27 protein-coding genes and 1 pseudogene are annotated in these 25,505 nt (G+C 63.6%); 18 read left to right on the forward strand and 10 right to left on the reverse strand.

What is annotated here, in order from left to right:
• Positions 1-3: 3 nt before the first annotated feature.
• From FHW64_RS32000 to FHW64_RS32010, 3 genes are read right to left on the reverse strand one after another with little or no spacing between them, the layout of a single operon-like run.
• The gene (locus FHW64_RS32000; protein ID WP_184533117.1) at positions 4-1,761 is read right to left on the reverse strand and encodes a hypothetical protein; all 1,758 of its coding nucleotides are present in this window, start codon (positions 1,759-1,761) and stop codon (positions 4-6) included.
• 20 nt (positions 1,762-1,781) lie between these two features.
• A complete protein-coding gene (locus FHW64_RS32005) occupies positions 1,782-2,888 on the reverse strand; it encodes an aldo/keto reductase (RefSeq protein WP_221220720.1) in 1,107 nt (368 codons plus the stop codon).
• Positions 2,888-3,871: a tripartite tricarboxylate transporter substrate-binding protein gene (locus FHW64_RS32010; protein ID WP_184533119.1), complete on the reverse strand. Its 984-nt coding sequence runs from the start codon at positions 3,869-3,871 to the stop codon at positions 2,888-2,890. Before FHW64_RS32010 ends, FHW64_RS32005 begins: the two co-directional genes overlap by 1 nt.
• Before the next feature lie 128 nt (positions 3,872-3,999).
• On the opposite strand from FHW64_RS32010, the gene FHW64_RS32015 reads away from it, so the two are divergent.
• From FHW64_RS32015 to FHW64_RS32035, 5 genes are all read left to right on the forward strand, one after another.
• On the forward strand, positions 4,000-4,893 hold the full coding sequence (locus tag FHW64_RS32015) for a LysR substrate-binding domain-containing protein (RefSeq protein WP_184533122.1): 894 nt from the start codon (positions 4,000-4,002) through the stop codon (positions 4,891-4,893).
• A 481-nt stretch (positions 4,894-5,374) separates the two neighbouring features.
• Positions 5,375-6,544, forward strand: coding sequence for an ATP-binding protein (locus tag FHW64_RS32020; protein WP_184533123.1), 1,170 nt, complete (start codon positions 5,375-5,377; stop codon positions 6,542-6,544).
• A 516-nt stretch (positions 6,545-7,060) separates the two neighbouring features.
• A complete protein-coding gene (locus FHW64_RS34795; RefSeq protein ID WP_184535995.1) occupies positions 7,061-8,455 on the forward strand; it encodes a HipA domain-containing protein in 1,395 nt (464 codons plus the stop codon).
• A gap of 339 nt (positions 8,456-8,794) precedes the next feature.
• Entirely contained in the window at positions 8,795-9,079 is a 285-nt protein-coding gene (locus FHW64_RS32030) for a DUF4148 domain-containing protein (protein WP_184533127.1), read from the forward strand.
• A gap of 109 nt (positions 9,080-9,188) precedes the next feature.
• The gene (locus FHW64_RS32035; RefSeq protein WP_184533129.1) at positions 9,189-9,581 is read left to right on the forward strand and encodes a hypothetical protein; all 393 of its coding nucleotides are present in this window, start codon (positions 9,189-9,191) and stop codon (positions 9,579-9,581) included.
• 169 nt (positions 9,582-9,750) lie between these two features.
• On the opposite strand, the gene FHW64_RS32040 is transcribed toward FHW64_RS32035, so the two are convergent.
• A complete protein-coding gene (locus FHW64_RS32040) occupies positions 9,751-9,969 on the reverse strand; it encodes a DUF3563 family protein (protein ID WP_184533131.1) in 219 nt (72 codons plus the stop codon).
• A 412-nt stretch (positions 9,970-10,381) separates the two neighbouring features.
• On the opposite strand from FHW64_RS32040, the gene FHW64_RS32045 reads away from it, so the two are divergent.
• The gene (locus tag FHW64_RS32045) at positions 10,382-11,224 is read left to right on the forward strand and encodes a site-specific integrase (RefSeq protein WP_311733420.1); all 843 of its coding nucleotides are present in this window, start codon (positions 10,382-10,384) and stop codon (positions 11,222-11,224) included.
• Between the two features lie 31 nt (positions 11,225-11,255).
• Here the strand turns inward: FHW64_RS32045 and FHW64_RS34635 are convergent, their stop codons facing one another.
• On the reverse strand, positions 11,256-11,390 hold the full coding sequence (locus FHW64_RS34635) for a hypothetical protein (protein ID WP_260306520.1): 135 nt from the start codon (positions 11,388-11,390) through the stop codon (positions 11,256-11,258).
• Between the two features lie 45 nt (positions 11,391-11,435).
• Complete coding sequence (locus FHW64_RS34640) at positions 11,436-11,567, reverse strand: hypothetical protein (RefSeq protein ID WP_260306521.1); 132 nt, start codon at positions 11,565-11,567, stop codon at positions 11,436-11,438.
• Positions 11,568-11,924: 357 nt separating this feature from the next.
• Between FHW64_RS34640 and FHW64_RS32050 the strand changes: the two genes are divergently transcribed.
• From FHW64_RS32050 to FHW64_RS34650, 7 genes are all read left to right on the forward strand, one after another.
• Positions 11,925-12,329 (forward strand): group III truncated hemoglobin, encoded by a 405-nt coding sequence (locus tag FHW64_RS32050; protein ID WP_184533133.1) that lies wholly within the window; start codon positions 11,925-11,927, stop codon positions 12,327-12,329.
• Entirely contained in the window at positions 12,322-13,563 is a 1,242-nt protein-coding gene (locus FHW64_RS32055) for an NnrS family protein (protein WP_184533135.1), read from the forward strand. The genes FHW64_RS32050 and FHW64_RS32055 overlap by 8 nt, the downstream gene beginning before the upstream one ends.
• Positions 13,564-13,576: 13 nt before the next feature.
• Positions 13,577-14,032 (forward strand): Rrf2 family transcriptional regulator, encoded by a 456-nt coding sequence (locus FHW64_RS32060; RefSeq protein WP_184533137.1) that lies wholly within the window; start codon positions 13,577-13,579, stop codon positions 14,030-14,032.
• Positions 14,029-14,469: a CopD family copper resistance protein gene (locus FHW64_RS32065; protein ID WP_184533139.1), complete on the forward strand. Its 441-nt coding sequence runs from the start codon at positions 14,029-14,031 to the stop codon at positions 14,467-14,469. The genes FHW64_RS32060 and FHW64_RS32065 overlap by 4 nt, the downstream gene beginning before the upstream one ends.
• A gap of 249 nt (positions 14,470-14,718) precedes the next feature.
• Complete coding sequence (nikR, locus tag FHW64_RS32070) at positions 14,719-15,198, forward strand: nickel-responsive transcriptional regulator NikR (protein WP_184533141.1); 480 nt, start codon at positions 14,719-14,721, stop codon at positions 15,196-15,198.
• Positions 15,199-15,270: 72 nt separating this feature from the next.
• Positions 15,271-16,620 (forward strand): TonB-dependent receptor plug domain-containing protein, encoded by a 1,350-nt coding sequence (locus FHW64_RS34645; RefSeq protein WP_260306522.1) that lies wholly within the window; start codon positions 15,271-15,273, stop codon positions 16,618-16,620.
• Positions 16,575-17,396, forward strand: a complete 822-nt coding sequence (locus tag FHW64_RS34650; RefSeq protein ID WP_409350666.1) for a TonB-dependent receptor domain-containing protein — start codon at positions 16,575-16,577, stop codon at positions 17,394-17,396. Before FHW64_RS34645 ends, FHW64_RS34650 begins: the two co-directional genes overlap by 46 nt.
• Positions 17,397-17,433: 37 nt before the next feature.
• Here the strand turns inward: FHW64_RS34650 and FHW64_RS32080 are convergent, their stop codons facing one another.
• Both FHW64_RS32080 and FHW64_RS34655 read right to left on the reverse strand, forming a co-directional pair.
• Complete coding sequence (locus FHW64_RS32080) at positions 17,434-17,928, reverse strand: hypothetical protein (RefSeq protein ID WP_184533143.1); 495 nt, start codon at positions 17,926-17,928, stop codon at positions 17,434-17,436.
• Positions 17,929-17,954: 26 nt separating this feature from the next.
• Positions 17,955-18,056: pseudogene (locus FHW64_RS34655) on the reverse strand (sulfite exporter TauE/SafE family protein); the annotation flags it as partial.
• Positions 18,057-18,137: 81 nt separating this feature from the next.
• Between FHW64_RS34655 and FHW64_RS32085 the strand changes: the two are divergent.
• On the forward strand, positions 18,138-19,466 hold the full coding sequence (locus FHW64_RS32085) for an MgtC/SapB family protein (RefSeq protein ID WP_184533145.1): 1,329 nt from the start codon (positions 18,138-18,140) through the stop codon (positions 19,464-19,466).
• Between the two features lie 83 nt (positions 19,467-19,549).
• Here the strand turns inward: FHW64_RS32085 and FHW64_RS32090 are convergent, their stop codons facing one another.
• On the reverse strand, positions 19,550-20,176 hold the full coding sequence (locus FHW64_RS32090; protein WP_184533147.1) for a TetR/AcrR family transcriptional regulator: 627 nt from the start codon (positions 20,174-20,176) through the stop codon (positions 19,550-19,552).
• A 95-nt stretch (positions 20,177-20,271) separates the two neighbouring features.
• Between FHW64_RS32090 and FHW64_RS32095 the strand changes: the two genes are divergently transcribed.
• Positions 20,272-20,778, forward strand: a complete 507-nt coding sequence (locus FHW64_RS32095; RefSeq protein ID WP_184533150.1) for a DinB family protein — start codon at positions 20,272-20,274, stop codon at positions 20,776-20,778.
• Positions 20,779-20,788: 10 nt separating this feature from the next.
• Here the strand turns inward: FHW64_RS32095 and FHW64_RS32100 are convergent, their stop codons facing one another.
• Positions 20,789-22,909 (reverse strand): TonB-dependent siderophore receptor, encoded by a 2,121-nt coding sequence (locus tag FHW64_RS32100; protein ID WP_260306523.1) that lies wholly within the window; start codon positions 22,907-22,909, stop codon positions 20,789-20,791.
• Positions 22,910-23,170: 261 nt separating this feature from the next.
• Between FHW64_RS32100 and FHW64_RS32105 the strand changes: the two genes are divergently transcribed.
• From FHW64_RS32105 to FHW64_RS32115, 3 genes are all read left to right on the forward strand, one after another.
• The gene (locus FHW64_RS32105) at positions 23,171-23,479 is read left to right on the forward strand and encodes a DUF3649 domain-containing protein (RefSeq protein WP_184533154.1); all 309 of its coding nucleotides are present in this window, start codon (positions 23,171-23,173) and stop codon (positions 23,477-23,479) included.
• 144 nt (positions 23,480-23,623) lie between these two features.
• Positions 23,624-23,887 carry a transcriptional regulator gene (locus tag FHW64_RS32110; protein WP_184533157.1) on the forward strand — a complete coding sequence of 88 codons (264 nt, stop codon included), beginning with the start codon at positions 23,624-23,626 and terminating at the stop codon, positions 23,885-23,887.
• A 1-nt stretch (position 23,888) separates the two neighbouring features.
• Positions 23,889-25,226, forward strand: a complete 1,338-nt coding sequence (locus tag FHW64_RS32115; RefSeq protein ID WP_184533159.1) for a type II toxin-antitoxin system HipA family toxin — start codon at positions 23,889-23,891, stop codon at positions 25,224-25,226.
• Positions 25,227-25,505: the final 279 nt, after the last annotated feature.

A 25,505-nucleotide genomic window follows, 5' to 3' on the forward strand; every position in this document is an offset into this window, starting at 1 on the left:
CATCTAGCGCCAGTCGTCGATGCGCACGGTCGCCATGTACTGGAAGTCGGTGGTGTACCAGTAGGCGTTCTTCTCGCCGCCGACCACCAGCGTGCTGATGGCCTTCGGGTCGGCGAAGCGCGGCACGCGCGAACCGGGCGGCTGCGCCAGGTAGAAGGCGAAAGGCTGCTGGCCCTTGCGCGCGAGCGGCTCGATGTAGTTCACCACCAGCTGGTAGTCCCAATACGTCTCGTAAGGCAGCGTCGAATTCTCGTGGAACCACTGCGCGAGCTGCTCCTTGGTCTTGAAGCCTTCGCGTTCTACCAGTGCACGCGCGGCGAGCGGTTCCACCAGCATCGTCAGGCCCGTCGACGGCACCGGCGTGTAGCCGGCCACCATGTTCAGCAGCTGCTCCTTCCAGGTCCTCGCGCGGATCTCGAGCATGTGGTTGAAGGTGCGCCCGCGGAAGATGCTGACCGTGCTTTCTTCCGGCTGGAATCCCTTCTGCACATGGAAAGGCTCCCACGGGCTGCGCTCCTGGTTTTCCGCGAAGCAGATGCCGGCGTAATTGAGCGGATTGCCCTGCGAGCCGAGATAGGTGATGCCCGGCACCGCGCCGCCGCCCAGGTTGCGCGAGAGCAGGTGGTAGGCGCGCGCGATCGCCGCGTTCGCGTGGTTGAAGGGGCCGAGGGCGCCCAGCCCGGAATTCATCCGGATTTCGTGGCGGATCGGCCCGTTCACGACCACCATCGTTGCGAAGCCGCTGGTGGAACTGTGCAGGGCCGTGACCTGGCTCGCTGCCAAGGCCAGGATCACCGGGAAGTGTTCCGGCTGCGCGCCCGCCATGACGGCGTTCACCGCGACCTGCTCTACGGTGTAGGTCCAGTCTTCCTGGGTTTGCGTGGGCCGCATGCGCCCGACCACTTCGTCCGGCGCATGGCGCGTGGCGGCCAGCATGGCCTGCACGCGTTCGGGCGTCGGCAGGACCACGGGCAGGCCGTCGCTCCACCACGCGTCGCGGAACATGGCGTGCAGTTCGTCTTCCGTGTCGGCGCCCAGAAGGCGCGGGACGGGCCGCTGCAGTTCACCAGTCTTCGACTCTTCGGCCGTCAGCGGCGCGGTGAGCGCCTGCACGATGCCGTCGATCACCGGCGTGCCTGCGACGGGATCGGGGCCGCGCACGTACTCGCGCAACTCTGCGGGGCTCTTGCCGCCGACCGGGTGGGGGACGAAGGTGAAGCGCAGGCGCGGCATGCCCGCCTTGTGGCTGACGGCACGCACGAGGTCGGGAAAGGCGGACGTCACCAGCGGCGCCGTCGGGATGCCGCGCTCCTCGAGGTTCATGCAATGCACGGCCACGGCGGGGGCGCAGGTGCTGCAGTGGCCGATGGCCATGATCACCAGCGCGGCGTTCGCCTCGATCTCCTTCCACAGCTCCGGATCGTCCTCGGTGTAGCCGCCGCGCTTCTGCCGCACAACGGTCTTGACGTCGGGAAAGCGCTCCGCGAACACGCCCTGGATCTCCTCCAGGAAGGACTTGCCGTTCATGAAGCGAACGTCGACCAGGTATACGGTGCCGCCGGCGAGGCTGGCCTGGCGCGGCGCCATGGGGCGCAGGCGGATCGCCGGCGGCGTCCCGCGCGGATTCAGCACGCGGAAGCGCTTGCCCTCGGAGGCGAAGTCGCCGTGCGCGATGCGGCGCTCCATCACCTCGCCGGGATAGGCTTCGAGTTCACAGGCGCCGACGAGGGGATCGAGCGAGGGATCGGAAGGGGTCTGCATGAGGGATGTCTCGGGAAGTCTCAATGGGCCGCGCGGCTCGGTGCGCCGGCGCGGGCGCGCTGCATGGGCTCGAACTCGTGCACCTTCTCCGGCCGCAGGGTGCGGTACGGCGGCGCGACGCTGCGGTCCTCGTCCACCAGCGTGATGCGGTCGATCGCCACCAGGTCCTCGGGGCTGAAGCGCACCTGCAGCGCCTTGACGTTTTCCTGCAGGTGCTCGGGGCGGTCGGCGCCGGCGATGACGGTGAAGGTGGCGGGCCGCTGCAGCAGCCAGGCGAGCGACATCTGCGGCAGGGTCCAGCCACGCTCCTGCGCGAATGCCAGCAGCTTCTCCTGCACGTTCCAGTTGCGGTCGGACTGCCACGCCGCGGTGTTGGGGTTGTTCGCCTGCCGCGTGCCCGGCGTGATCGATCCGCGCTTGTACGCACCCGACAGCATCCCTCCGGCCAGCGGGAAGTAGTGGGTCATGCCGATCCCGTACTTCACGCAGAAGGGTTCGAAGCGCTTCTCGATGTCCCGGTACAGCAGGCTGTAGTGGTCCTGCGCCGAGATGAACTTGCCGACGCCCAGCTTCTCCGCCGTGAAATGCGCTTCGGCGATCTCCCAGGCGAACATGTTGGAGCAGCCGATGTAGCGGACCTTGCCTGCGCGCACCAGGTCGTCGAGCGCGCGCAGCGTCTCGTCGATCGGCGTGTCGTGGTCGGGCCAGTGCAGCTGGTACAGGTCGATGTAGTCGGTCTTCAGCCGCTTGAGGCTCGCTTCGCAGGCCCGCAGGATGGCCATGCGCGACGCGCCGATGTCGTTCGGGCCGTCGCCCGTGCGGTTGCCGAACTTGGTGGCGATCAGCGCCTGCTGCCGCTTGCCTTCCAGCGCGATTCCGAGCGCTTCCTCGGACTTGCCGATGCCGTAGCTGTTGGCCGTGTCGAAGTAGTTGATGCCCAGGTCCAGCGCCTGGTCCACGACGCGGCAGCTGTCCGGCACGCTGACGAAGCCGCCGAAGGGGAAGCAGCCGACGCCGATGGCCGAGGCGATCAGGCCCGAGCGGCCGACGTGGCGGTACTGCATGCCGGTCTTGTTCTCGCGCGTGAGGCCGATCGCCGTCACGCGGTGTTGGAGGTCTTCGCTCATCATGCGTCCATCTTGATGCCGCTGGCCTTGATGATCGGCGCCCAGCGCTCGCGGTCGCCCAGCACCTTGCGGTGGAATTCCGCCGGCGTTCCGCCGACCGGCACGAGGCCCATCTTGTGCAGCGCCTCGACGATCTGCGGCGTGGCGAGGGCTTCGGTCACGATGCCCGCGTACTCCGTCGCGAGCTGGGGCGGCAGCCCCACCTTGCCATAGAGCCCGAACGAGGTGACCGCCACGTAGCCTGGATAGCCCGCCTCGGTGATCGTCGGGATGTCGGGTGCGAGCACCGAGCGCTTCTCGCTCGCGTGCGCCAGGATCCTGAGCTTGCCGGCGCGATGCTGCTCGAGGTAGTCGGGCAGGATCGATCCGCTCGCGGGAATCTGGTTGCCCAGGATGTCGTTGAGCAGCGGCGCGCCGCCGCGATAGGACACGGCCTGCAAGGGCAGGTTCAGCTGCTTGCCTAGCTGGTAGATCACCAGCGCGCCCATGCTCACCGGGCTGGGCACGCCGATGGATCCCAGCTGCGGGTTGCGCCGCACGCTGTCGAAGTACTCGCCCAGCGTGTTCACGCCGGATGCGGGGTTGACGGTGAATGCCATCGGCGCCGAGGCGCATTCCACCACCGCAACCAACTCCTTCTCGTAGTCGAAGGTCGGCTTGGTGGTGAACAGGGGCAGCAGCGACACGGCGGAATTGGGGGCCATCATCAGGTACGACCCATCGGCCTCTTGGTTGCGCAGCGCCTGGATGGCGACCAGGCCGCCGGCGCCCGAGCGCGAGTCGACCAGCACGGTGCGCTTGAGCTTCGCGTGCAGGTGCTCGCCCAGCAGGCGGGCCAGCGTGTCGGAGGACGTGCCCGGAGGCACGGTGAGGAAGATGGTGAGGGGCCGGGCCTGCGCGCGCACGATCGCCGGGAAGGCGAGGCCGAGCGAAGCGGCGCCCGCGCCGGCCAGCAGCTGCCGACGGCTGGGGGAGCGATGCATGGTTGTCTCCTGGTCCTGCCCGCCACCGTGGTCAACGGGCTTGGCAGGCATTCTGCGTTGGGGGACGCGGCCAGCCAACTGAAAAGAATGCACCCGTAGTTAAACTGCGGTTAACACTTGGAGCGCGCGTGAATCTGAGGCAGATGGAGGTCTTCCGGGCCGTGATGTTCGCCGGCGGCGTGAACAGCGCGGCCGAGATGCTGCACGTGTCGCCGCCCGCGATCAGCAAGGTGCTGGCCCAGGCCGCTAGGGCCAGCGGGCTGGTGCTCTTCGAGCGCGTCAAGGGCCGCCTCATCCCGACGCCGGAGGCGCACCAGCTCTACGCCGAGATCGACCAGCTGTGGCGCGGCGTCGAGAAGGTGCGCGACATCTCGCGCGAGCTCGCCGAACCGGAGCAGGCCAGCCTGCGCCTGGTGTGCTCCGCCAGCCTCGCGCCCTACGTGGTGTCGCGCACGGTCGCCCGCCTGTACGAAGACATCCCGCGGCTGCAGTGCCGCGTGCAGGTCTATTCACCCGACATCCTGAACCAGGCGCTGCTCGATCGCTCCACGCACCTGGGCGTGGCCCTGCTGCCGCACGACCACCCGAACCTGGCGACGGTCAAGGCGTACCAGTGCGGGCTGGCCTGCGTGATGCGCGAAGAGCATCCGCTGGCCCGGCGCAAGCTGGTGCGGCCCGCGGACCTGCGCGGCGAGCGCGTGATCTCCTCACCGGAGACGACGCCTTTCGGCCAGACCCTGAGACGCGCCTTCGGCGCCGACGCCGAAGCCATGCACCGCGACTTCCTGGCCACGAGTTCCACGACCGCCTGCTGGTTCGCGCAAGCCGGCGTGGGCATCGCGGTGGTCGACCAGGTCTCGATCGCCGGCGGCCTGCTCGCCGGACTGGCCGTGCGGCCCTTCCAGTCCAGCGAGAAACTCACGGTTCGCATCCTGCGCAATCGCTACCGGCCGATGGCGGTGGCCGAGCGCGCGTTCGTGGAGGCGTTCGACCGCGTCTGGAAAGCGATGCCGGCGAGGTGAGGGGCGCCCTGGCGCCTCGCGGTCATGCACCACACGCGCCGTCCGCAGCGAGTCCACGTCGTTCAGCTGCAGCTCCGTCACGATGCGGCTGCGCTCCGGGCTCAGCCACACCGTCCGGTGCTCCACCGGCCCTCCGTCGCGCGCGTGGACCAGGCGCTGCAGGCGCAGCAGCGGCGCACCGGGCTCGCCTCAACGATGTCGGCGCGGGCCCATGGGCGGTGCTTCATTGACGAACCAGCGGAAGCGCCTGGCGGCTGCACAAGCCCAATGCCACGTCCCCGCCGCCCAAGCAGCACAGCCGAGCGAGCAGATTCGCCACTGCATCCGCAGGCGGCGTCGACGTGTGGGCGAGCAGGTCGGGAATCGACACGCCAGCGGCTGCGCGTGCGACCGGCACCGGCAGTTGCCGACGACTCGGCTAGGCAGCATTGCAAATGGAACAGACAATTTTCAATTTGCATACGAGACCTAGAATGCCCTCATGATCCCTCGCGACATCGCGCCCATCGCGACCGAATTGGCGGGTCGATATCCCGTCTTGACGTTGACCGGACCGCGCCAAAGTGGCAAGACGACCCTCTGCCGCACCCTCTTCCCCAAAAAGCCTTACGTCACCCTCGAAGACCCGCATACCCGGCGTTTCGCCGAGGAAGATCCTCGTGGCTTTCTGAAAGGTATCGAAGGCGGTGCCGTCGTGGAAGAAATCCAGCGCGCGCCGCAGATCGCCCCCTATCTTCAGGCGATGGTCGATGCCGATCCCACTCCGGGACGCTTCATCCTCACCGGAAATCAGCAGTTCGAACTCATGTCCCAGGTGAGTCAGTCGTTGGCGGGACGGACGGCCGTGCTGCAACTGCTGCCGTTCTCCCTCGCCGAGGTGGCCCGACTGCATCGGGCGCCGCCACTCGCCCAGACATTGCTCACGGGCTTCCTCCCACGCATTCACGACCAAGGCCTTGATCCTTCGGAGGCCCTGGGCGACTACTTCACGACATACGTCGAGCGTGACCTACGCCGGCTCACGGCTGTTCACGACACCCAGCGCTTCGAACGCTTCGTGCGGCTATGTGCAGGACGCATAGGCCAGATCCTGAATCTCACCAGTCTCGGAAATGACGCGGGGGTGTCGCACGTCACGGCGAGGGCATGGCTGGCACTGCTCGAGGCGAGCTACATCGTGCACGTACTGCCGCCCTGGCTCACCAACACATCGAAGCGACTCGTGAAGAGCCCCAAGCTCTACTTCCATGACGTGGGCTTGGCCTGCTGGCTGCTCGGTTTGCGTAGCGCCGACCAAGTGTCACGAGACCCGCTATTCGGGGGCTTGTTCGAAAACCTGGTGATCATGGATGCGCTCAAGACACGATTCAACCAGGGCGAATCAGCCGAGATGTACTTCTTCCGCGATGCGACGGGCCATGAAGTCGACCTGCTGATTCCCTCGGGCCGTAAGCTCCGCGCCGTGGAAATCAAGGCGGGCGCGACCGTCAACACCGACTACTTCCGAGGCCTACGTAATTTCACCGCCACCTTCCCCGGTGCTCTGGACGGCGGCAGCGTGGTCTATGGCGGCGACACTGACCAGGCACAGAGTGACTGTGGCTGGCCGGTGTTCAGCTGGGAGCGCCTGCAGCATCCGCCAGGGCGTTGACCTCCAAGGCGTCAATGCCATCCAGCTGGGAGCTTCTTCACGAGAGATAGGGGTCGCTCCTGGTCCACTTCGGGCACGAAGTGCCAGATGTGCACATCCCCTCTTTGCCACCAATGGAGCCCCGCATGCGACGCAGCGTCACCCGCTATCCGCCCCGAGAGGCACATCGCCGGCGAAGCGAATCACTCCTTGCTTTCTGGTTCCGACGGATCGTTGTGATCGATACCCGTAATGCGCTCGATCTCCCGTTGACTGATCCCGGCGCTCAACAAGGTCCGAATGGTCGTCTGCAAATGCGCCTTCAAGACACCGGCGGAGTTTTGGGGGGCCCTCGGGGACCTGGAACGGGCGGACGTCGCTACGCGAGCAGGCCTCCCTAGCGAGGCACTGGGCAACGGCTAAGGCGCCATCGGCACGACAGCGCGTACAGGAGTCTGCAGAGGTAGAGATGGCTGGCGGCCAAGGGGCGTCAAGCGTACAATTTTCTATTCTCCGAACTATTCATCCAGCAATCCAGTGAACGCCACGCGATCGCGTCATGACGAGCCACAGAGCGCGCGCTCTGTAGCGCTGCGGCAGGCGCTTGCACACGGAGCCAAGCCGGTTGACGAGTTACTCGCGCAACTCAAGATTAGCCAAGCCACTTTCTCGCGAACTATTCAGCAAATGGGCGGTGAGACGATTTCGTTTCGAGAGCCGGGTGTTCGCACGCCGCGATACGGACTACTGCGAGGTGAGCCGGTGCCGTCCCCCCAGTCGATTTTCCAGGTCAGCGAGGACGGACGGGTCACGGAAATTGGAAAGGTCAGCTTCCTGCGTGGCGGGGGCACTTGGGTTGATATGGGGGGCCCGAACAGCCGCCTTTTCGAAGGACTTCCTCCCGCGATGGCGTTCGCTGCGCCCTCGGGATACCTTGGCGCACGAATCGCAAAAGTTGTCGCGTCGACGATTGGCGTGCCATCTTCTCTTCGCGACTGGTCGGACGATCACCGTGTGAAGTTCCTTTGCACGATAGGGTCGGACGTTGCAGGGGCGCTGATGTGGGGACAGAGTTCATTCGCAGTCCACATGGATTCGCGCCGTGTCGCGCCCATTCGAGATGCTGACATCCCTCACGTGTACCAGGAACTCGCAAGCGCCACGAGCCAGAGCGGCGCCGGAAGCAGCGCCGGCGGCGAGCAGCCCAAGTTCACGTGCGAAACCGAGTCTCGCGGTCACCTCATCGTGAAGTTCGCGCGTGTCAGGAGCCGTTCGGCGGACATGCTCGTGCTCGAAGAGCTCGCGCTTTCGGCGCTTACTGCCGCGGGCGTCGAGGCTGCCCCTGCCCGATACTTCGAAGCCGACGGGTACGGTTTCCTGGAGGTCGATCGGTTCGATCGAGTGGGCCGGTATGGCCGCCGCGGGATGATCTCCGCGGGTGCCATTGACGATGAACTCTTCGGCATGCGAGACAACTGGCCTGCCTTTGCCCAGCGCTGTGCAGACGAAGGCTTGATGGACCAGGATGACGTGCAACGCGTCCAGGTGCTCACGGCGTTTTCAGAGCTGATTGGCAACGGTGATCGACATTTCGAGAACCTCTCCCTAATGACCGATGAAGGCGGCCACCCGGTCGCGGTGTCGCCGGCCTATGACATGCTCCCCATGATGTATTCGCCCGTTGGGGGTGGCATCGAGCCGGAGTTGCGACCCGTCGCGCCGTCGTTTCAATCGTTGGGTGCCCAACGGGACGTATGGGCCCAAGCCTTTCAAGCCGGGCACGCGTTCTGGTTGGCGGCGGCAGCGGACGAGCGACTGTCGCGCCCGATGCGCGATATCAGCTGCAGAAACGCGGAGGTCGTAGCGGAGGTGGTGGCTCCACTCTTGCCGAGTCCTGGAGACTCTGCTTCGAGCGTGCACCGGCCGCGATGATGCGCTAGCTTACTTGTGCGGCAACCTTGGGTGACCGAGACTGTTGGGCCTTGACCTGCGCTCGCACCTGCATGATTTGGCGGAGCGAAAGTTGCACCTGCTGCGCGTCTTCAGGGTCCCGAAGGCGGCCTCTTCAGTTGAGGTGGCCCCATGAGCGTTGCAGTTGCATCGGTTCAATGGTTTTGTGATGCGGTTGGTGGGCGCGACGGTCGGGGAAGGACCGCGGGCTCCGTTGGCCAAGTGAATTTATAAACCCTTGAGCCAACTACCGCCGGAGATCCAGCCAGACCACGAGTCCGTACAAGGTGTGCATCGCACTAACTTTCGAAGGAGTCCGCCATGCACGCCAATCTGCTTTCACGATGGCTGATCGCGCTGAGCGCAGGATCCGTCTTTGCCGTCAACGCGCAAGCGTTTCAAGGCGAACAGAATCCGTTGCCACTGGCGCCCTTCCTGTCCACACAGTCACGCGCGTCCGTCGAGATGCAGGCGAGAACCCCGATGCTGATCAGCAATGGCGGCACCGGCGCCCAATCGCGACCCGGCATGGCCGATCGAGCCACCGTTCGCGCGGAAGCCCGGTCTATTGCAGCCCGCGGTGCTGCCGCCTACGGCGACAACTAGCCGGAACAGTGCCTCGTGATGCAGTCGCCTTCAAGTTGGCGACGAACGGGCATCTCCCCCGCACACGTTGTTGCGTTCTCGGAGCCCAACACTGAAATGCAGGCGCCGGATGCTGCCCCATCCGATTGCGCTGAACTTCGCGCTGCTCCTCCTGAATGTGCTCGGATGCGCAGTCCTCAGCGTGAGCTTCAAGTACGACGAAGCTCGGCGGTTGGGATGGGCCCGATACTTCTTTGGAGGGGGCTGGTTGATGTCCGTGCAGTTGCCAGCGGGCCAGTGGTTGCTCATCCAGCTTTTGATGCTCGCTGGCTCCATTCACCAGTTCATGGGTCTTCTGGCCAAGTATTCTCTTTGTGGCCTTCCTCGGTGGCTTGACGCTTGGATCGGCGCGACTCAAAAGGTTCTCGTCGATCCTCTATGGATCAAGCCAGATCAGCGCAGTTGGCAACGGGGCAGGCACGGCTTGGTGCTTGCCATGGGCCTGGTGCAGGGCTCTACCTAGCGGTTGACGGCTTCGACAACCTTCGGAGGTCCTGGCTCGAAAAGCCGACAGCGCTCGAAGCGATGCTGAAGTGGCGCGAGCCTCGGTACCCCCGCAAGCCCGAGCAAAAAGATCCAGCCGACAAACGCCGCGAGGCTTTTCGGCTATTGCGGCCGATCGGCCAACGCACTCAGATGGAGTGCTGCAGGTCGAACGGACGCTGAGCCGTTCGCTGGTCGAGATGCTTTATACGGCGCTCGAGGTCATAGATATCGACCGCGCCGGCGAGGTAGGTGTCTTTGAAGTTGGCCCGGGTAAGTCCGTCGGAGCCGACGATCGATACGCCCGGACATAACGACCGTTCGCGGGCCTTTTCAAGGCCTTGCCCTACCCTTCGCAAGACATTCAAGGCCAAAGCCCTGAGATGATCGGGCGACCGCCGCGCAAACGCTACGTGACGAATGTCGCGCGTGCCGTGCTGTTGACTGCGACTACCGAATAGCACCGAAAACAAGCTAACGGAGTACAGCTAACAACAATCCGGGTCCCTGCACTGCACGACGGCGCCTTCGCCGCTCCGAGGTTCATTCGCGGACGCCGTTAGTTTGTTTTATGCTTTGCGCCCAATGCTTGTGAATCCATCACTGCCACTGTTCGATGAGCTCCCACCCACCGGGCATGTGGTTGCCTTCGCTCAAGCGTTCGAGCACTGGCTCGCCGATCAGAAAGGCTCAGGTCAGCTGCGGCGCGAGGGCTCCATCTCGGTCTACAAGGACATGTAGGATGCGTTCTCGAGCTGGTGCCTTGCGCAGTCTCCGGTCGTGACTTTGTCATCCCTTGGCGTGGCAGATCTGCAAGCCTTCCAGGCTGCGCGATTCGGGCGCAAGACGTCTGATCTGTCGCTCACCCCGCGCTACACCCTGCGCCTGATGCGTCTCATTGACCGGGTCCTTCGTCACCATGCAGCGCAGTCGGATGCCTCGCCCAATACGGCGGCGATCGACTGGATCGCCGCCGTACCGGCGGTGCGCTATGCCGATTCCGCGCCGGCCGATCCCCTACCCGAGTACCTCTCGATGATCGAGGCCAAGCACCTCATTGCGTTCCTGTCGGAAGCCCGACCCCGCCCGGGATCTCGGCGTGATGCCCAAGCGGCCTTCAGCTGGCAGGAAGTCCGCAATCGGGTCTCGGTGGCACTGCAGCTCGGTGCTGGACTCACGCCCGGCGACGTGCGCGCCCTGACCTTGAACTCGCCTGTCTCGCAAGGCGGTCGAGTGCAAGGGCGGCCATGGAAACTCCACGTGCCGGGTGATGGCGATTCGCCAGCGCGTGAAGCGCCGATCGCCCCTTGGGCGGCCGAACTGCTTCGACACTGGCTGGATGTGCGTTCCGAGATGGGCATTGCCGGCCACTTCCTTTTCCCTTCGACGCGAACCGGCAAGCAATGGCAGAAGCCCTCGCAATACGAGTGCGCTCGGCGTGTTCTCGCCGAGGCGGGGCTTGATTCACAGGAAGGCGGTTCGTTCCGACTGCGCCATACCTTTGCGATCAGGCAGATGCGCCGCGGCAGCACGCCCGAGCAAGTCGCCGGATGGCTCGGCATCGAACCTGTGAAGATGAAGCGCTACGAGCGCGTGATGCCCCGACCGGTCGAGGTGGTCTGAGGCGACGCAACCCGGTGAGCCCAGCTCACCATCAATCGATCGAGCGCTCAGCGGGATAGGGCACGACAAAGCGAATAGCGGCCGCGCGTGTCTGGGCGAAAGCTGCCCCACAGACCGCGGCCAAGGCGAGCGCGGCCGCGCCGCGAAAAAAGAGGTGGCGATTCATTCGAAGTCTCCGCGATACGCAAGAAGGCGGCAGTTGCCGCGTTGATCAAATCACCCCTTGGGCGCGCAACTCGGCGATGCGGTGAGGTTCAAGGCCGAGCGCTTGGCTGAGCACGGCTTCGGTGTGCTCGCCCAACAGCGGCGCGGAGCGGCCTGACAGGCTGCGCGCCGAGTCCATTGGCTTGCGCTCCGCCCTAGCTCGCGAGGATCGTGCCGCAGCTTCCATTCCGCTCTACCCGGGGGGGCGGCACTACTACGAACTAGGTGAGGTCACGCCCGCCCCGCCAGCAAGACCACGCGGATCAACTGCAGATGGGCCGTCTTCAGCAAGCTGCTGCTGATCGTTGCGCCCCTCTGCATATCGCTGGCAGGTCGATGCATTCCAGGGGTTGGGCATGTTTCAGAGCCATGGCCTCTCTTGGCTATTGATGCAGGTCAAGGCGGCGGAAGTCATCGTGCGTTGTGTCGAGTCTCATAAGATATATTTACAATAGATCTTATGTGAACCTACCCTAGGCAAATCAAGGAGCGGGAAATGAGCGCCAGCAAGCTGTGCACCGAGGAAGAGATTTCGAACCTGGTTCGTGCGTTCTACGCACGGGTGCGCCAGGACGAGGTGCTGGGCCCCATCTTCGATGCGCACATCGAGGATTGGGATCACCATCAACACAAGCTGGCGGACTTCTGGTCGTCCATCCTGCGCTGCACCGGACGCTTCACCGGCGCTCCGATGCCCAAGCACGCGAGGCTGCCGGGCCTGAACGCCGAACTGTTCCGGCGCTGGCTTGCCCTGTTTCGCGAGACCACCGCCGCGCAACCAAACAAGACCATGGGCGAGCAGGCCCGGGCGGCCGCCGAGCGCATCGCGCAAAGCCTGTGGATGGGCTACCAGATGAGCCGCAACCCTGCCGCTGTCCCCACGGCGCTCGCCGATGGCTAAGCTGCTTCATATCGACGAGCCGGGCGACGCAGCGACTGCGGCGCCGCAGTGGCATGCCTTCCTCGAAATGGGGTTTCGCCCGCTCTACCTCGCGGGCTGCTTCTGGGCCGCAGTCTCAGTGGCGCTGTGGGTGTTCGCGCCACAATGGCTGACGAACCAGATGGCCGGTGTGGTCTGGCACGCCCATGAAATGCTCTGGGGCTTCATCGCCACCATTGCCGTCGGCTTCCTGCTCACGGCCGCCAGCAACTGGACAGGCATCAACCCTCTGCGCGGCCCCGCTCTGGGCGGCTTGGGCGTCCTGTGGGTGCTGGCGCGGGTAGGTTTCTTGACGCCCCGCCCAGTGGCCTTCTGGGTGGCGGCTGCCTGTGAACTGCTGTTCTTCGCCTGGGCCGCCGTGGCGCTCGGAGGCGTCATCCATGCCGCGCGCAGTCGGCGCAACTACGGCGTACCGCTGCTCGTGCTTGCACTCGGCGCGGCCGACGCGCTGTACCTGCAGGCAGCTTGGCAGGGCGACCACGTCATGCTGATGCAGCACTTCAATACCGGCTTGTTGTGCATGGCCGTGATCGCGCTGCTGGTGGCGCGGCGGGTGATCCCATTCTTCGCGATGCGCGCGGTGCCCGGTCTGTCGATTCCGATGCACACGGACAGCGGACGATGGCAGCTCGGCGCGGGCGCGCTGGCCATCGGCTTCAGTCTTCTGAACTGGATGCCGGCCATGACCTGCTTCCTCGCCCTGGCCGGTGCCATCGCGCTGGTGCAAGTGCGGGCCTGGAAGCCGTGGGCGGTGCGCCGGGTCCCGTTGCTGTGGATCCTCTACCTGGGCTACGCGGCGCTGGGCGCAGGCTTGCTGGTCGCGGCGGCTCATGCGGCCGGCCTGTTGCTGCGCACCGCATGGCCGGCCCATGTGATCGACGTGGCGGGGTTTTCGGTGCTAATCATCGGCATGGTCACGCGTACGGCGCTGGGCCACCTGGGTCGGCCATTGCGCGCGGACCGCAGCATGGTAGCCGCCTACCTGCTGGTGATTGCCGCGGCCGCGCTGCGCTTGCTGGCCCTGCTCCCGTCGAGCCTGACGGCCAGCGCGCTGCATGCCTCGGCCGGTGCCTGGGTGCTGGCTTTCGTGATGTACCTTTGGCGATTCTTCCCGATGATGATCCGGCCGCGCATTGATGAGACGCCTTCGAAGCTCAGTCTCAAGCCGCCCGTGCAGGCGCGCACACCAAGATGACGGGAGTCCCCCCATGCGGCTGACCATGATGACCGACTACGCGCTGCGCCTGCTGATGTACGTGGCGAGCCGGCAAGATCGGCTTTGCACGATCGCCGAAATCGCACAAGCCCACGAGATTTCCGAGGCGCACCTGATGAAGGTGACGCACCAACTCGGGCTACAGGGATGGATCGAGACCGTGCGCGGCAAGGGCGGCGGCATGCGCCTGGCCCATTCGCCGGCGCAGATCAACGTGGGCGCTGTGGTGCGCAGCATCGAACCGGATTTCGACCTGGTCGAGTGCTTCTCCACAAACAATCAATGCACTTTGACCGGCCGCTGCCGCTTGGCGGGCGTGCTCGACGGCGCCATGCGGAATTTCCTGGCGCACCTGGACGGCTTCACCCTGGCGGACCTGCTTCCCGGCACCGGCCTGCCCGTCGTCACGGACCGGCGGGTGAAAGTCGAACGGCGGATACGCGTATGAGCTACGGCCTCCTGTTGGCGCTGCATCTTCTGACGGCGATCGCCTTCGCCGGCACCGTCTTCTTCGAAGTGGTCATGCTCGAAGGCGTGCGCCGGCGCCTGCCACAGCAGATGACGCGCGAGGTCGAGCGCGCGATTGGCAACCGGGCGACTGCCGTGATGCCCTGGGTGCTGCTGACGCTCTACGCGGCCGGCATCGGCATGGCTTGGCACCATCGCGCCGCCCTGGCCCAGCCGCTGGCCAGCAGTTTCGGGCTGCTGCTAGCGCTCAAGATCGGGTTGGCTCTGAGCGTGTTCGGACATTTCGCCACGGCCATGGTTTGGCGGCGGCGCGGGGTACTGGGCGAAAGGCGTTCCCGCCGTCTGCACCTGAGCGTGTTCTGCCATGTCCTGATCATCGTGCTGCTGGCGAAGGCCATGTTCTATCTTCACTGGTGAGGGCCACATCCCGACCACGGTGTTGCTATAGAGCTTGCGCGCTGCACGATGCTTCGGCGAACGAAGCGGCATTGCCGCCCTGCTCTCGCAATCGGCGGCCTTCGCTGTATTGCCGGCTCTGCCAAGACGGCGTTTTCGGCGGCTCCTTCCCTAGGCAGACATCGCGTCCAGCAAAAAGCGGCCCTCCCTCGTGTGTTGGGCACTTCGCTGGAAACCAGGACAGGGAGGGCTTGGCTGCAGAATCCGCCCATGCAACGCTTCACCATCTCCCTCGACGACGAACTCGCCCACCAGTTCGACACGCTGATTGCTGCGAAGGGCTATGAGAACCGCTCTGAAGCGGTTCGTGACCTGATTCGCTCCAGGCTCGGCGGCGCCGAAGGCCAGACAACTTCAACGGGCCCGAAGCCGAAGTGGTGCGTCGCCAACGTCAGCTATGTGTATGACCAGCATGACCAGACCGTCACGACGCGGGTGCTTGGCCTGCAGCATCAGCACCACGATCTGGTGATGAGTTCCGTGCGTACACATCTTGACCACCATCACTGCATCGAAGCGACGGTGTTGCGTGGTCCGGCGAAGGAAGTGCGCGCCATTGCGGACCAGCTGATTGCCCTCAGGGGCGTTCGGCACGGCCAGGTTCATCTGATCCTGCTGGACTCCGACCACAAGCCTCATCGCCATGCGCACGGCGGTAGCGCCCACACGCATCTGACCCCCGTCAACTGACCATCCATCTACGCCTGATGGCGTACGGCCTGCACGTCGGGCTGTAAGAAGTATTCAAGTATCTTCTTACGCATGACGTCCAGAAGAAGAACGAAATCCCCGCGACGCGAACGACTCGGCAATCTCCTCAATTCATCCGCTGCTGCGGGCCTCCTGTGGGCCGGCGGTGGCGTGCAGGCTTGGGCCCAGACCAGCCATTTGCCCGAGATCGAGGTGCGCGGCCCGCGCGATGCGACGATAGGCAACGCAGACAGCGCCAGCGAAGGGGCCGTGGAGCGAGAGTCCTTTCAGTCGCGCCCCAAGCTGCGCCCGGGTGACATCGTCGAGGTGGTGCCCGGCGTCGTCGCCACGCAGCACTCGGGCGATGGCAAGGCCAACCAATACTTTCTGCGCGGCTTCAACCTGGATCACGGCACCGACTTCTCGATGTGGGTCAGCGGTATGCCGGTGAACATGCCCACGCATGGGCACGGCCAGGGCTATGCGGACCTGAACTTCCTCATTCCGGAACTGGTCTCGGGCGTGCGCTACCGCAAGGGTCCGTACTGCGTCGAGAACGGTGATTTCTCCCTCGCGGGAAGCGCGTCCATGGACTACCTCAGCGCGCTGGATGCGCCGTTTACCGAAGTGACCTTGGGCGGCAACAACTACCGACGGCTGCTGACCGCCGGTTCGCGCACCGTGCAGGACCAGACCTGGATGGCCGCGTTGGAGCTTGTCGGCAACGACGGTCCCTGGGAGGTGCCGGAGAACCTGAAGAAGGCCAACGCAGTGCTGCGCTATTCGCAGGGCAGCCAGACGCGTGGCTTCAGCATCACCGGCATGGCCTACAAGAGCGACTGGACGGCCACAGACCAGGTGCCGCAGCGTCTCATCGACTCGGGCGAACTGAACCGCTATGGGTCTCTCAATCCGACCGATGGCGGCGACACGCGACGCCTGAGCCTGTCGGGCCAGTGGTTCGACAACTCGCCTGATGGCCAGACGCAGGTCAATGCCTATGCCATCGACTACCGCTTCGAACTTTTCTCCGACTTCACGTACTTCCTGAACAACCCCGAGCGGGGCGACCAGTTCGAGCAGAGCGACCAACGCCAGGTCTACGGGTCGCAGGCCTCGCACTCGATGCCCAACAAACTGGGTGCGCTGGACGGCATCCTGAGCTTCGGCGGCCAGTGGCGCGGCGATCGCATCGGTAGCGTAGGCCTCTACAACACGCAATTTCGCGAGCGCTATCAGACCGTGCGCGACGACAAGGTTTCCCAAGACCTCTTTTCCATTTACGGCCAGCAACTCGTGAACTTCAGCGACCGCTGGCGAGGCTACCTCGGGCTCGCGGTGACGCGCTGTACTACGACGTCCATGGGCGAGAGCCAATCTACGGCCCAGTCAACAGTGGAAGCGGGAACGATGCCATCGTGACGCCGAAGGCGGGCCTCGCCTTCACGGTGAATCCTGCGAATGAGCTCTACCTGAACGCAGGCACCGGCTTCCACGGCAACGACGTGCGCGGAGCCACCATCACTGTCGACCCCCAGTCCGGATTGCCCGCCGAGAGGGTCCCCGCGCTGGTCAAGGGCCATGGGGCCGAGTTGGGCTGGCGCTTCCAGCCCAGCGAGCAGTTCAGCCTGACGACTGCCTTGTGGATGCTCAACCTCGATTCAGAGCTGGTCTACGTGGGCGACGCCGGAACCACTGAGCCGGGACGACCCAGCAACCGGCGCGGCATCGAGGCAACGATGCGCTGGATGCCGTCCTCGCACTGGAGCTTCGATGTCGACGCGGCACTGTCGCGTGCCCGCTTTCGCGGCACACCGCCCGAAGGCGAGGGCAACTACATCGACAACGCCATCGAGACTGCGGTCTCTGCTGGTGTCGTGTGGACGAGCGGCCCCCTCATGGCCACGCTGCGCCTGCGCTACATGGGGCCGCGCGCCCTGGACACCACCAACACCGTGCGATCGAGTTCGACCACGCTGCTCAACTTCGGCTCGCGCTACGCGGTGAACAAGAACCTGAGTCTGGGCCTGGACGTGTTCAATCTGGCGGGCAGCAAGGGCAACGACATCGAGTACTTCTACGCCTCGTGCACGGCAGGAGAAGTCGCCAGAGGTGCTTGCGGCAGTGGCATTGATGACAGGCACATCCACCCGATGGAGCCGCGGACTGTTCGGGTCAGTGCTCGGTGGACGTTCTAGACGGGGTGCTTGCCTGGCACTCTTGGAGTCAAGGCCATCATGCGGACTCGGTGCCCAGAAGAACGGGCTGGTAGAACACGTCGTCGAGTCTCTTCACGCCTTCAAATCCGGCCCTGAGCATCAAATCGCAGAGGTGCGCAGTTGCGACGGCGTAGTACCTGGACCGCATCACATGCGAGCGCACCTGCCCACTCGCCAGATCATCCTCAACAACAAAGAAGGATAGATCGCAGTAGTCGTGATCAACGAAATCCCAAATCTGGAACAGCACGTAGCGCTTTCCGTTTTCGACACGGGCTCCGTAGTGTTTGACGAGATTGGATCCTCGCGCTTCCTTTGCGCAGTCCCTGACAATGATGAGGCATCCGCCCCCGGGCCGCAAACAGCTATGGAACTGCTGAAACGCAAGAAGTAGGTCGTCATCAGTCAACAGGTGCGGAACGGAGTTGTCGCACGAGATGACGAGGTCGTAGTCTGTACCGAGGACTTGATGGGCCGAACGCATGTCAGCGATGCCGGAATCGATGCTCAAGCCTCGATCGTCGCCCTCCCGCCGTGCGCCTTCGACGGCCCGAACACTTGGACTAGGACGGGCAAAAGCAACAAGGAGGAACCCGTTCCAATGACGCCGCTCACGCATCCGGCAAACAGACCGACCATCAGCACGAAGAACAGGGAAAGCACGCTGAATCGCTCGCGATGAAAATGTAGGCATCCAACCAACGTGGAGATGACGCGGTCATGTTTGAGCCCCCGCCAGTACTGCCCAATGTCGAATGGCCCTACCTGCAGATTCTCGTGCGCTTGGCGCTCAGCCTCGCGCTGGGCCTTCTGATCGGACTGGAGCGCGAGCGGCGCGGCAAAGAAGCCGGGCTGCGCACTTTCGGATTCATAGCGCTCCTCGGCGCGCTGGGCGGATCTCTCGGCGTCGCGTTCGCGCTCTTGATCCTGGCGCTGGTCGGGATGCTGGCTGTCCTTCTGAACGTGCAGACGCTGCGCGCGGGACAAGGGACTGAGTTGACCACGTCAGCCGCGATGCTTGTCACCTGTGTCGCCGGCATTCTCTGCGGCCAGGGCCACACCATCTCCCCGGCGGCTGTGATGGTCATCGCGACGGCACTCCTGGCCTGGAAGGAGCGATTGGCTGGCCTCTCCACTGGACTGACCGAAGGCGAGATGCGGTCTGCCCTTCTGCTGGCAATTCTGGCCATCGTGATCTACCCAGCCTTGCCAGCGGGCCCGGTGGGGCCGTGGAAACTCGTGGACCCCAGGGCAGCCTGGGTGACGGTAATCCTCATCGCCGGCATCGGCTTCGTGAACTACATCCTCTGGAAGCTGTATGGCGCTCGTGGCACCGAGCTCTCGGGCTTCCTCGGCGGGCTGGTAAACAGCAACTTCACGGTGATCGAGTTGTCGTCGCGCGTGAAGCAATCGCCAGGAGGAACTGTGGATTCAGCCTATCGGGGAATCCTTCTTGCAACGTCCGCGATGATCATGCGCAACGCAACGTTGCTCTTGATCCTTGCGCCGTTGGCCTTGCTCGGCTCGTTGGCCGCGTTCGCACTGATGCTGGCGACAAGCATTGCCATCGTGATGTGGAGCTATGGCAGGCGTCGGCATCGTCTGGGCGAGAAGTCGCCGGAGATCAAGCTCGAACTGCCTTTCTCGTTACCGCTGGCGCTCAAGTACGGAGTCGTGTTTCTGGTGCTGCATGTCGTCGGCGGGCTGACCCAGCGTCAGTTCGGCGACGTGGGGTTCTACTTCGTCTGCGTGGTGGGGGGATTGATGTCCAGCGCCAGCGCGGTGGCCGCCGCGGCTGCCCTGGCTTCGCAGGGCAGCATATCGCCCAGCGTCGCGGGCACCGGGGCGGTGTTGGCCTCATTCACGAGTCTCGCATTCAGCCTCTCGTTCGTTTTGCGAACGCGCAATCCAGACTTGGTCGGCAAGCTGGTGCGGGCAACGCTCTGCATCGCCGTTGCGGGAATACTAGGCCTGCTTATCTGGGGAAGTGTCCGGCCGATCGTCACGCAGTGGATTCCGGAACTGGCTCGACTGGAGGGTGGCCTTTGATCTCGGAGGATCCACTCTATCGAGGCGAAGACTGGAGCACGCCGTGGGGTGCCGATGTGCTCGGACTACCTGGCTAAGGCCGATCAGCCATTCAGATAGCCGGTTACGAGACGCGCACCTTCGTTGATGAGGGCATCCATCCGATCGTCCGTCAATGTGTTCGAATGGTGCAGCACCGCGTTGTGCGTCAATGCCTCGATCGTGGTCACGCATACAAAGGACGCCAACTCCAGGTCTTCGACACCGAGTTCGTCTCGGACTCCTTCGAGATAGGCCCTGAACAAACTGAAGTTCTCACGACTGAAGTTCTCCAGTTTCTCGAGCTTGCCTACGCGCGGAATCTGTTCGGCAAGAACGCGATGCAGTTGAGGCTGGAGACGGTGCGCCTTCACGGCAACAGCGACAAATTTTCGCATTGCTTCTTCGACTGGTTGGTCCAAGACCTGCGCCAGCTCGCTGCGCACTGTTTGCATGATCTCCTGCTGGTGGCGCTCGATCACGGCTGCGACGAGCGCCTCCTTGCTGGGGAAATATTGATAGAGCGAACCAACGCTCACCCCCGAGACTTCAGCGATGCGATTGGTGCTGGCCTTGTCGAAGCCCTCCTTGACCAGAATGCGAGCAGTTGCCTCGATCAAGCTGTCCACAGTCGCGCGCGACCGGTTCTGAGTGGCAATTTTCCTGGGCTTGACGACCGGTTTGCGCGCCATTTTTCGCCTCCGTCAATGCGAGTAGAAAAAGCGAGGGATCGCTCATATTCTGAACGCATGCGAACGTAGCGTGCAACCTCAATAGGAGCCCTTCGATGAACAACACATTGCATCTTCTGTTCAGATACAAAGCCTGGGCGAATGATCACCTATTAACGGCGCTGGACCGGTTCAATGAGAAGTCCCCCATCACCACACTGGCAATCAAGGCTTTGAGTCACACGTATGTCGTCGACCGGATCTTCGCCGCGCACATCAGGCGGAAGCCACACGCGTACATATCGGCCAATTTGGCCGATATGCCAACGCTAGGAGATTTGTCCTCCGACCTCAGAAAGAGTGACCAGGAATACATCGACTACGTCTCGACGCTCGACGTCGACCAATTGGCCGAACGTATCGACTTCGCGTTCACCGATGGCGCACCCGGAAGCATGTCCCGCGAGGAAATGCTGATGCATGTCGTCACTCACGGAGCCGGCCATCGTGGGCAGGTCAGCGCGGTGATGCTGCTCAACTCAGTTGCACCGGCCAGGGATGGCTTCACGACCTATCTGCACGAAGTGGAGGCGTCGACACGAAGGCGGACTTTCGCTCAATGACCATCGGGTCTCAGAACCGGTACCGCATCGTCAGCGTGGCGTTGCGCGGCGCACCGTAGGTGATCTGGCTGTACGCATCGAACATGCCGTAGAACTTGCGATCGGTCACGTTGTTGATGTTCAACTGCAGCGACAGCTTTTCGGTGAAGTCGTAGCGCGCCATGAGGTTGACCAGCCCGTAGGCCCCCTGCTCGATCGTCTGCAGGATGCCCAGCGGATTGATTGCGTTCGTGTAAGTCTTGCCCTGCCAGCTCACGCCGCCGCCCACGGTGAGCTTGTTCAACGCGCCCGGCAGTCGGTAGGTAGTGAACAGACGCAGCAGCTTGCGCGGATAGATCGTGTTCACGTCCTGTCCGTCCGCGTCGCGAAGCGTGAATTGCGTGTACCCGGCCGTGAGATTCCAGTCAGGCGCCAGCTGGCCGCTCAGTTCGAACTCGAAGCCCTCGCTGGTCGCGCCATCTGAAGCGCGATAGGCCGTTTCAGGCAGGCCACCGATGCCGACGATCGTGTCCGTCGTTGCCACCGCAAGGTTCTTCTGCTTGATGTGGAACACCGCGCCGGACGCATTCAGGCGACGATCGAGAAATTCGCCCTTCAGCCCAAGCTCATAGCTCTCGCCCTTGATGGGTTCGATGTAGCTGCCGGTGATGTCGCGGGCGTTCTGCGGCAGGAAGATGTCGGTGTAGCTCGCATACGCGGTCAGCTGCTTGGACAGGTCGTAGGTCGCGCCGATGTAGGGCGTGATCTCCTCGTTGTATTTCAGCGTGAAGGGGTTGGTGTAGATGTCGTCGCCCCTCTTCTCGTAGTTGGTGACGCGCGCGCCTACGATCAGTTTGAGTGGGTCGCTCACGTGGAAGCGGGCCGTGCCGTAGATGGCATCCTGATCGGTCTTGCTCTTGCCGTAGTAGGACAACGGCCCCCACAGCGGCGCCGGGTAGGCGGTTCCACCCCACACGTTGAAGTTCGAGATGTCTCCAAACGCGGGCGTCGCCTGCCGATCCTGGGCGCCGAAGTCCTGCCTCGAACTCACGAAGCCGAACGCCGCTTCGTGCTTGCGACCCAGCAGATCGAACGAGCCGTCGAGGCGGATACCGAAATCATCCTGCTTCGTCTTGACCTTGTAGGAGCCGGGCAGCGCGGACATGCCTTGTCCCGTCACGATGTCGGGTGCGCCGTACGAGTAGAGCAGATACGAGTCCGCCTTGCGCTCGCCATGGGTGTAGCTCATGCGCAGATTCCAGTCATTGGCGAAGCGATGCTCCAGCGATGCGAAATACGTCTGGTAGCGCGTGTCCCAGCTCGTCCACGGCGCGGCGCTGGTCTTGGAGACGTCCCAGTCCGTAAACGCGCCGTTGCTGTACCAGACCGGCAGGCCACCCCACATAGGGCCATGCGCCTTGTCGTTCTGATAGCTGAAGCCGGCTGTGAGAAGCGTGTTCGGACTCAAGTCCGCTTCAAATGTGGCGAACAGCGTCTCGTTCTTGCGGGTCAGATTCTGGATATAGCTGTCCTGGTCGGTGGCCTCGGCCACGATGCGCGCGCGCAGGGCTTTGGCTTCGTTCAGCGCGGTAGACAGATCAACCAATCCGCGGCGCTGATTCCACGAACCGGCTTCCAGCTCCACGTTGCCGGTGAAGACGGAGCTGTTCGCGCGCTTGCGCACCAGATTGATGGCGCCCGAAGGATCGCCTGCACCCGTCGTCAGGCCGGTCGCGCCTCTCACGAGCTCGACACGGTCGAACATGGCCAGGCTGGTGAAGACCTCGCCTGAGCTCCATGGCTGCTCCCAAGTCGTTGGCACCCCATCGAACATCAACGTATTGATCTCGAAGCCGCGCGAGACGAACGAGGCGCGATTGGTCTCGTACTGGTTCACCGAGACGCCCGTCGTGTTGTTGACGACGTCGGTGATGGTCTGGAGGCGCTGATCCTGGATTCGCTGATGCGTCACGACGGACACCGATTGCGGCGTTTCGCGCGGGCTCAAGCTCAGCGGCGTCGCCGTGCTGGTCTCCCGCGTGATGAAGGACCCAGAGCCTTCTGTAACCGCGGATTCCGACGTCGCCTCGACGGTGACAGGCGACAGCGTCTCTGGGTTTTGCTGTGCGGAAGCCAGGACCGGAAGGGCCATGGCGATACACCAGACGATTGGTTTGAGTTGTGTCGACGACGGAAATGCAGTTGCTCTGGATGCCCGAATCATGTTGTTTTGCTTGCAAGGAAAGGGAGTGGACAGGCGACTCGCACGATCGCCTCCTCCTCAGGAGCAATCGCGGAATCGAAATAGAATGCGAATCATAATCATTTGCGCAACACGAATGAAGGACTCTGTATACGTTTCGCGACAAGTGGTCGCAGCTACACAACGTGGACCTCTGACTTGCCATCACGAATGCCCCGCGTGACCTCGCCCGGCGCTAGAGCCCGCCGCGTGGCTCCTCTGATTTCGCGAATCGTGGCCGCGGTGGCGGGCGGCTACGCGCTTGCCGCCCTGGGCAGCGTTGCATCCCTCGCGCTTCCGATCACGCCGCCCCAGGCAGTTCTGACCGGCATGCTCGCGAGCTTCGCCCTCTACGCCGGATCCGTGATCTGGGTGTTTGCGGTGCGCAGCGCATCGCGCGCCTGGGCCGGACTTGCGATTGCAGCAGCCGCCCTCCTCCCTGCAGCGTTCCTCGCATGGCAGGCGGGAGGCTCGCCATGAGGACGAGCGACAACTCGATCGTCGCGGGCTTGGAGGCCTTCTGCCTAGCCTGATTTCGGCTATCCTAGATTTAACTTCATTTCAGCTATTTTGCTTTTAGCTGACATGAGGCTAAACTAAAAATAGCACAAACACGGCTACTCTATGGCTGCCTTGCCCGCTCAAACCCTCGTGTCCGGCGACCAGCTAGGTCAGATGCTGCGCAGCACGCGCAAGCGACTGAAGCTGACCCAGACCGCGATTGGCGCAAAACTGAACCTGAGCCAAAACCGGGTTTCATACCTCGAGCTTCATCCCGAGGAGATGAGCTTCAAGCAACTCTTGACCTGGTGCTCGATGCTGGGCCTCGAGCTCAAGCTTGGCGCGCGCGGCGCGTCCGAGGCCGCGCCACGAGAGACGGAGTGGTGAGATGGGCCGTCGCTCGCACAGCCAGTCCCTCGGCCTCTGGTCAAACGGCGAACGCGTTGGTCGCTGGACGATCCCGGCGCGCGGCGACATGGAGCTGCGCTACGACGATGCCTGGGTGCGTTCGGCCGTGGGTCGTCCCCTCTCTCTGTCCTTGCCCTTCAATCCCCACAACGAGCCCCTCAAAGGACCGTCCGTCGAACACTACTTCGACAACCTGCTGCCGGACAGTGCGGACATACGAAAGCGAGTCGCAGCGCGATTCAAGACCGGCTCGGTGGATGCATTCGATTTGCTCCACGCCATCGGCCGCGACTGCGTGGGCGCCATACAACTGCTCGATGAGGCCGAGACCCCGTCATCGATCGACCAGATCGAAGCCGTGCCAGTCGACGACGAATCCATCGAGCGACACCTCCTGAGCGTCGTCAACCCCGACAAGTTCGGCGGAGCAGGAGACCCGGATGACGACTTCCGCATCTCTCTCGCCGGCGCGCAGGAGAAGGACGCCTTCCTTTGGTGGAACGGGACTTGGAACAAGCCTCGAGGCACCACACCCACCACGCACATCTTCAAGCTTCCTCTCGGTCTGATTGGCGGGCGCCAGGCCGACTTCTCAACCTCAGTGGACAACGAATGGCTGTGCCTGAAGCTCCTTCAGGCCTACGGTCTGCCCGCGGCGGACGCGACCATCGCCTCCTTCGGGAAACAGCGCGTCCTGGTTGTCGAGCGCTTCGACAGGCGGCTTTCGAACGGTCGCATCTTGCGCTTGCCCCAAGAAGACTTCTGCCAGGCCACGGGGACGTCACCTCTGATCAAGTACGAGAACGAGGGAGGGCCCGGCTTGAGCAAGCTCTTCTCGATCCTGCAGCAGTCGGCGAATTCCGAAGACGACATGCGCACATTGATGGCCACGCAAATCCTGTTCTGGCTACTGCGCGCCCCCGACGGTCACGCGAAGAATTTCAGCATCCGTCTGCTCGCGGGCGGAGCGTTCCAGCTCACGAAGTTGTATGACGTGATGTCGGCCTACCCCATCCTCGGTAGCGGACCAAATCAATGGTCGCTCCACGACTTGAAGATGGCGATGGCGCTACTGGGCAAGAACCGGCACTACAACATGACCACCATCCAAAGGCGGCATTTCAACAGCACCGCACAGAAGGTGGGCCTCGGACGTGATGCCGAAGACATCATCACGAACCTGATCGATCGGACGCCAGGCGTAATACGAGAGGTGCAGGCGCAGTTGCCCAAAGACTTCTCGCCCTTGGTAGCGGAGCGAGTCATGACAGGACTGCAAGAGGCTGTGAACACGCTTGAGGGCATGCCCACGAAGTGACGCGCGTTTGCGCGACGTGCCGCGCGGAACGCAATCCTGCGTCGTGGCGTCGTGCAGGGCCACGGCCGCATTGCAATCGACCGCAACGCGATTCTCACCTTCGCCAGAACGACGACTTGCCGTAGTTCCGCCATGCCGGGAAGACACGACTGCGAACGATGCAGCGCCGAGTGAAGGCAGCGCGTGACCTGCCCCCTCCCAGCCGTACCAGTCTCAACGTAGTGGAGTCCGTCAACTTGGAGAATGACGGGCATGAGAAAGAGCAGATTCACCGAAGAG

Source organism: Variovorax sp. Sphag1AA (assembly GCF_014192575.1).
Taxonomy (GTDB): Bacteria; Pseudomonadota; Gammaproteobacteria; order Burkholderiales; family Burkholderiaceae_C; genus Variovorax.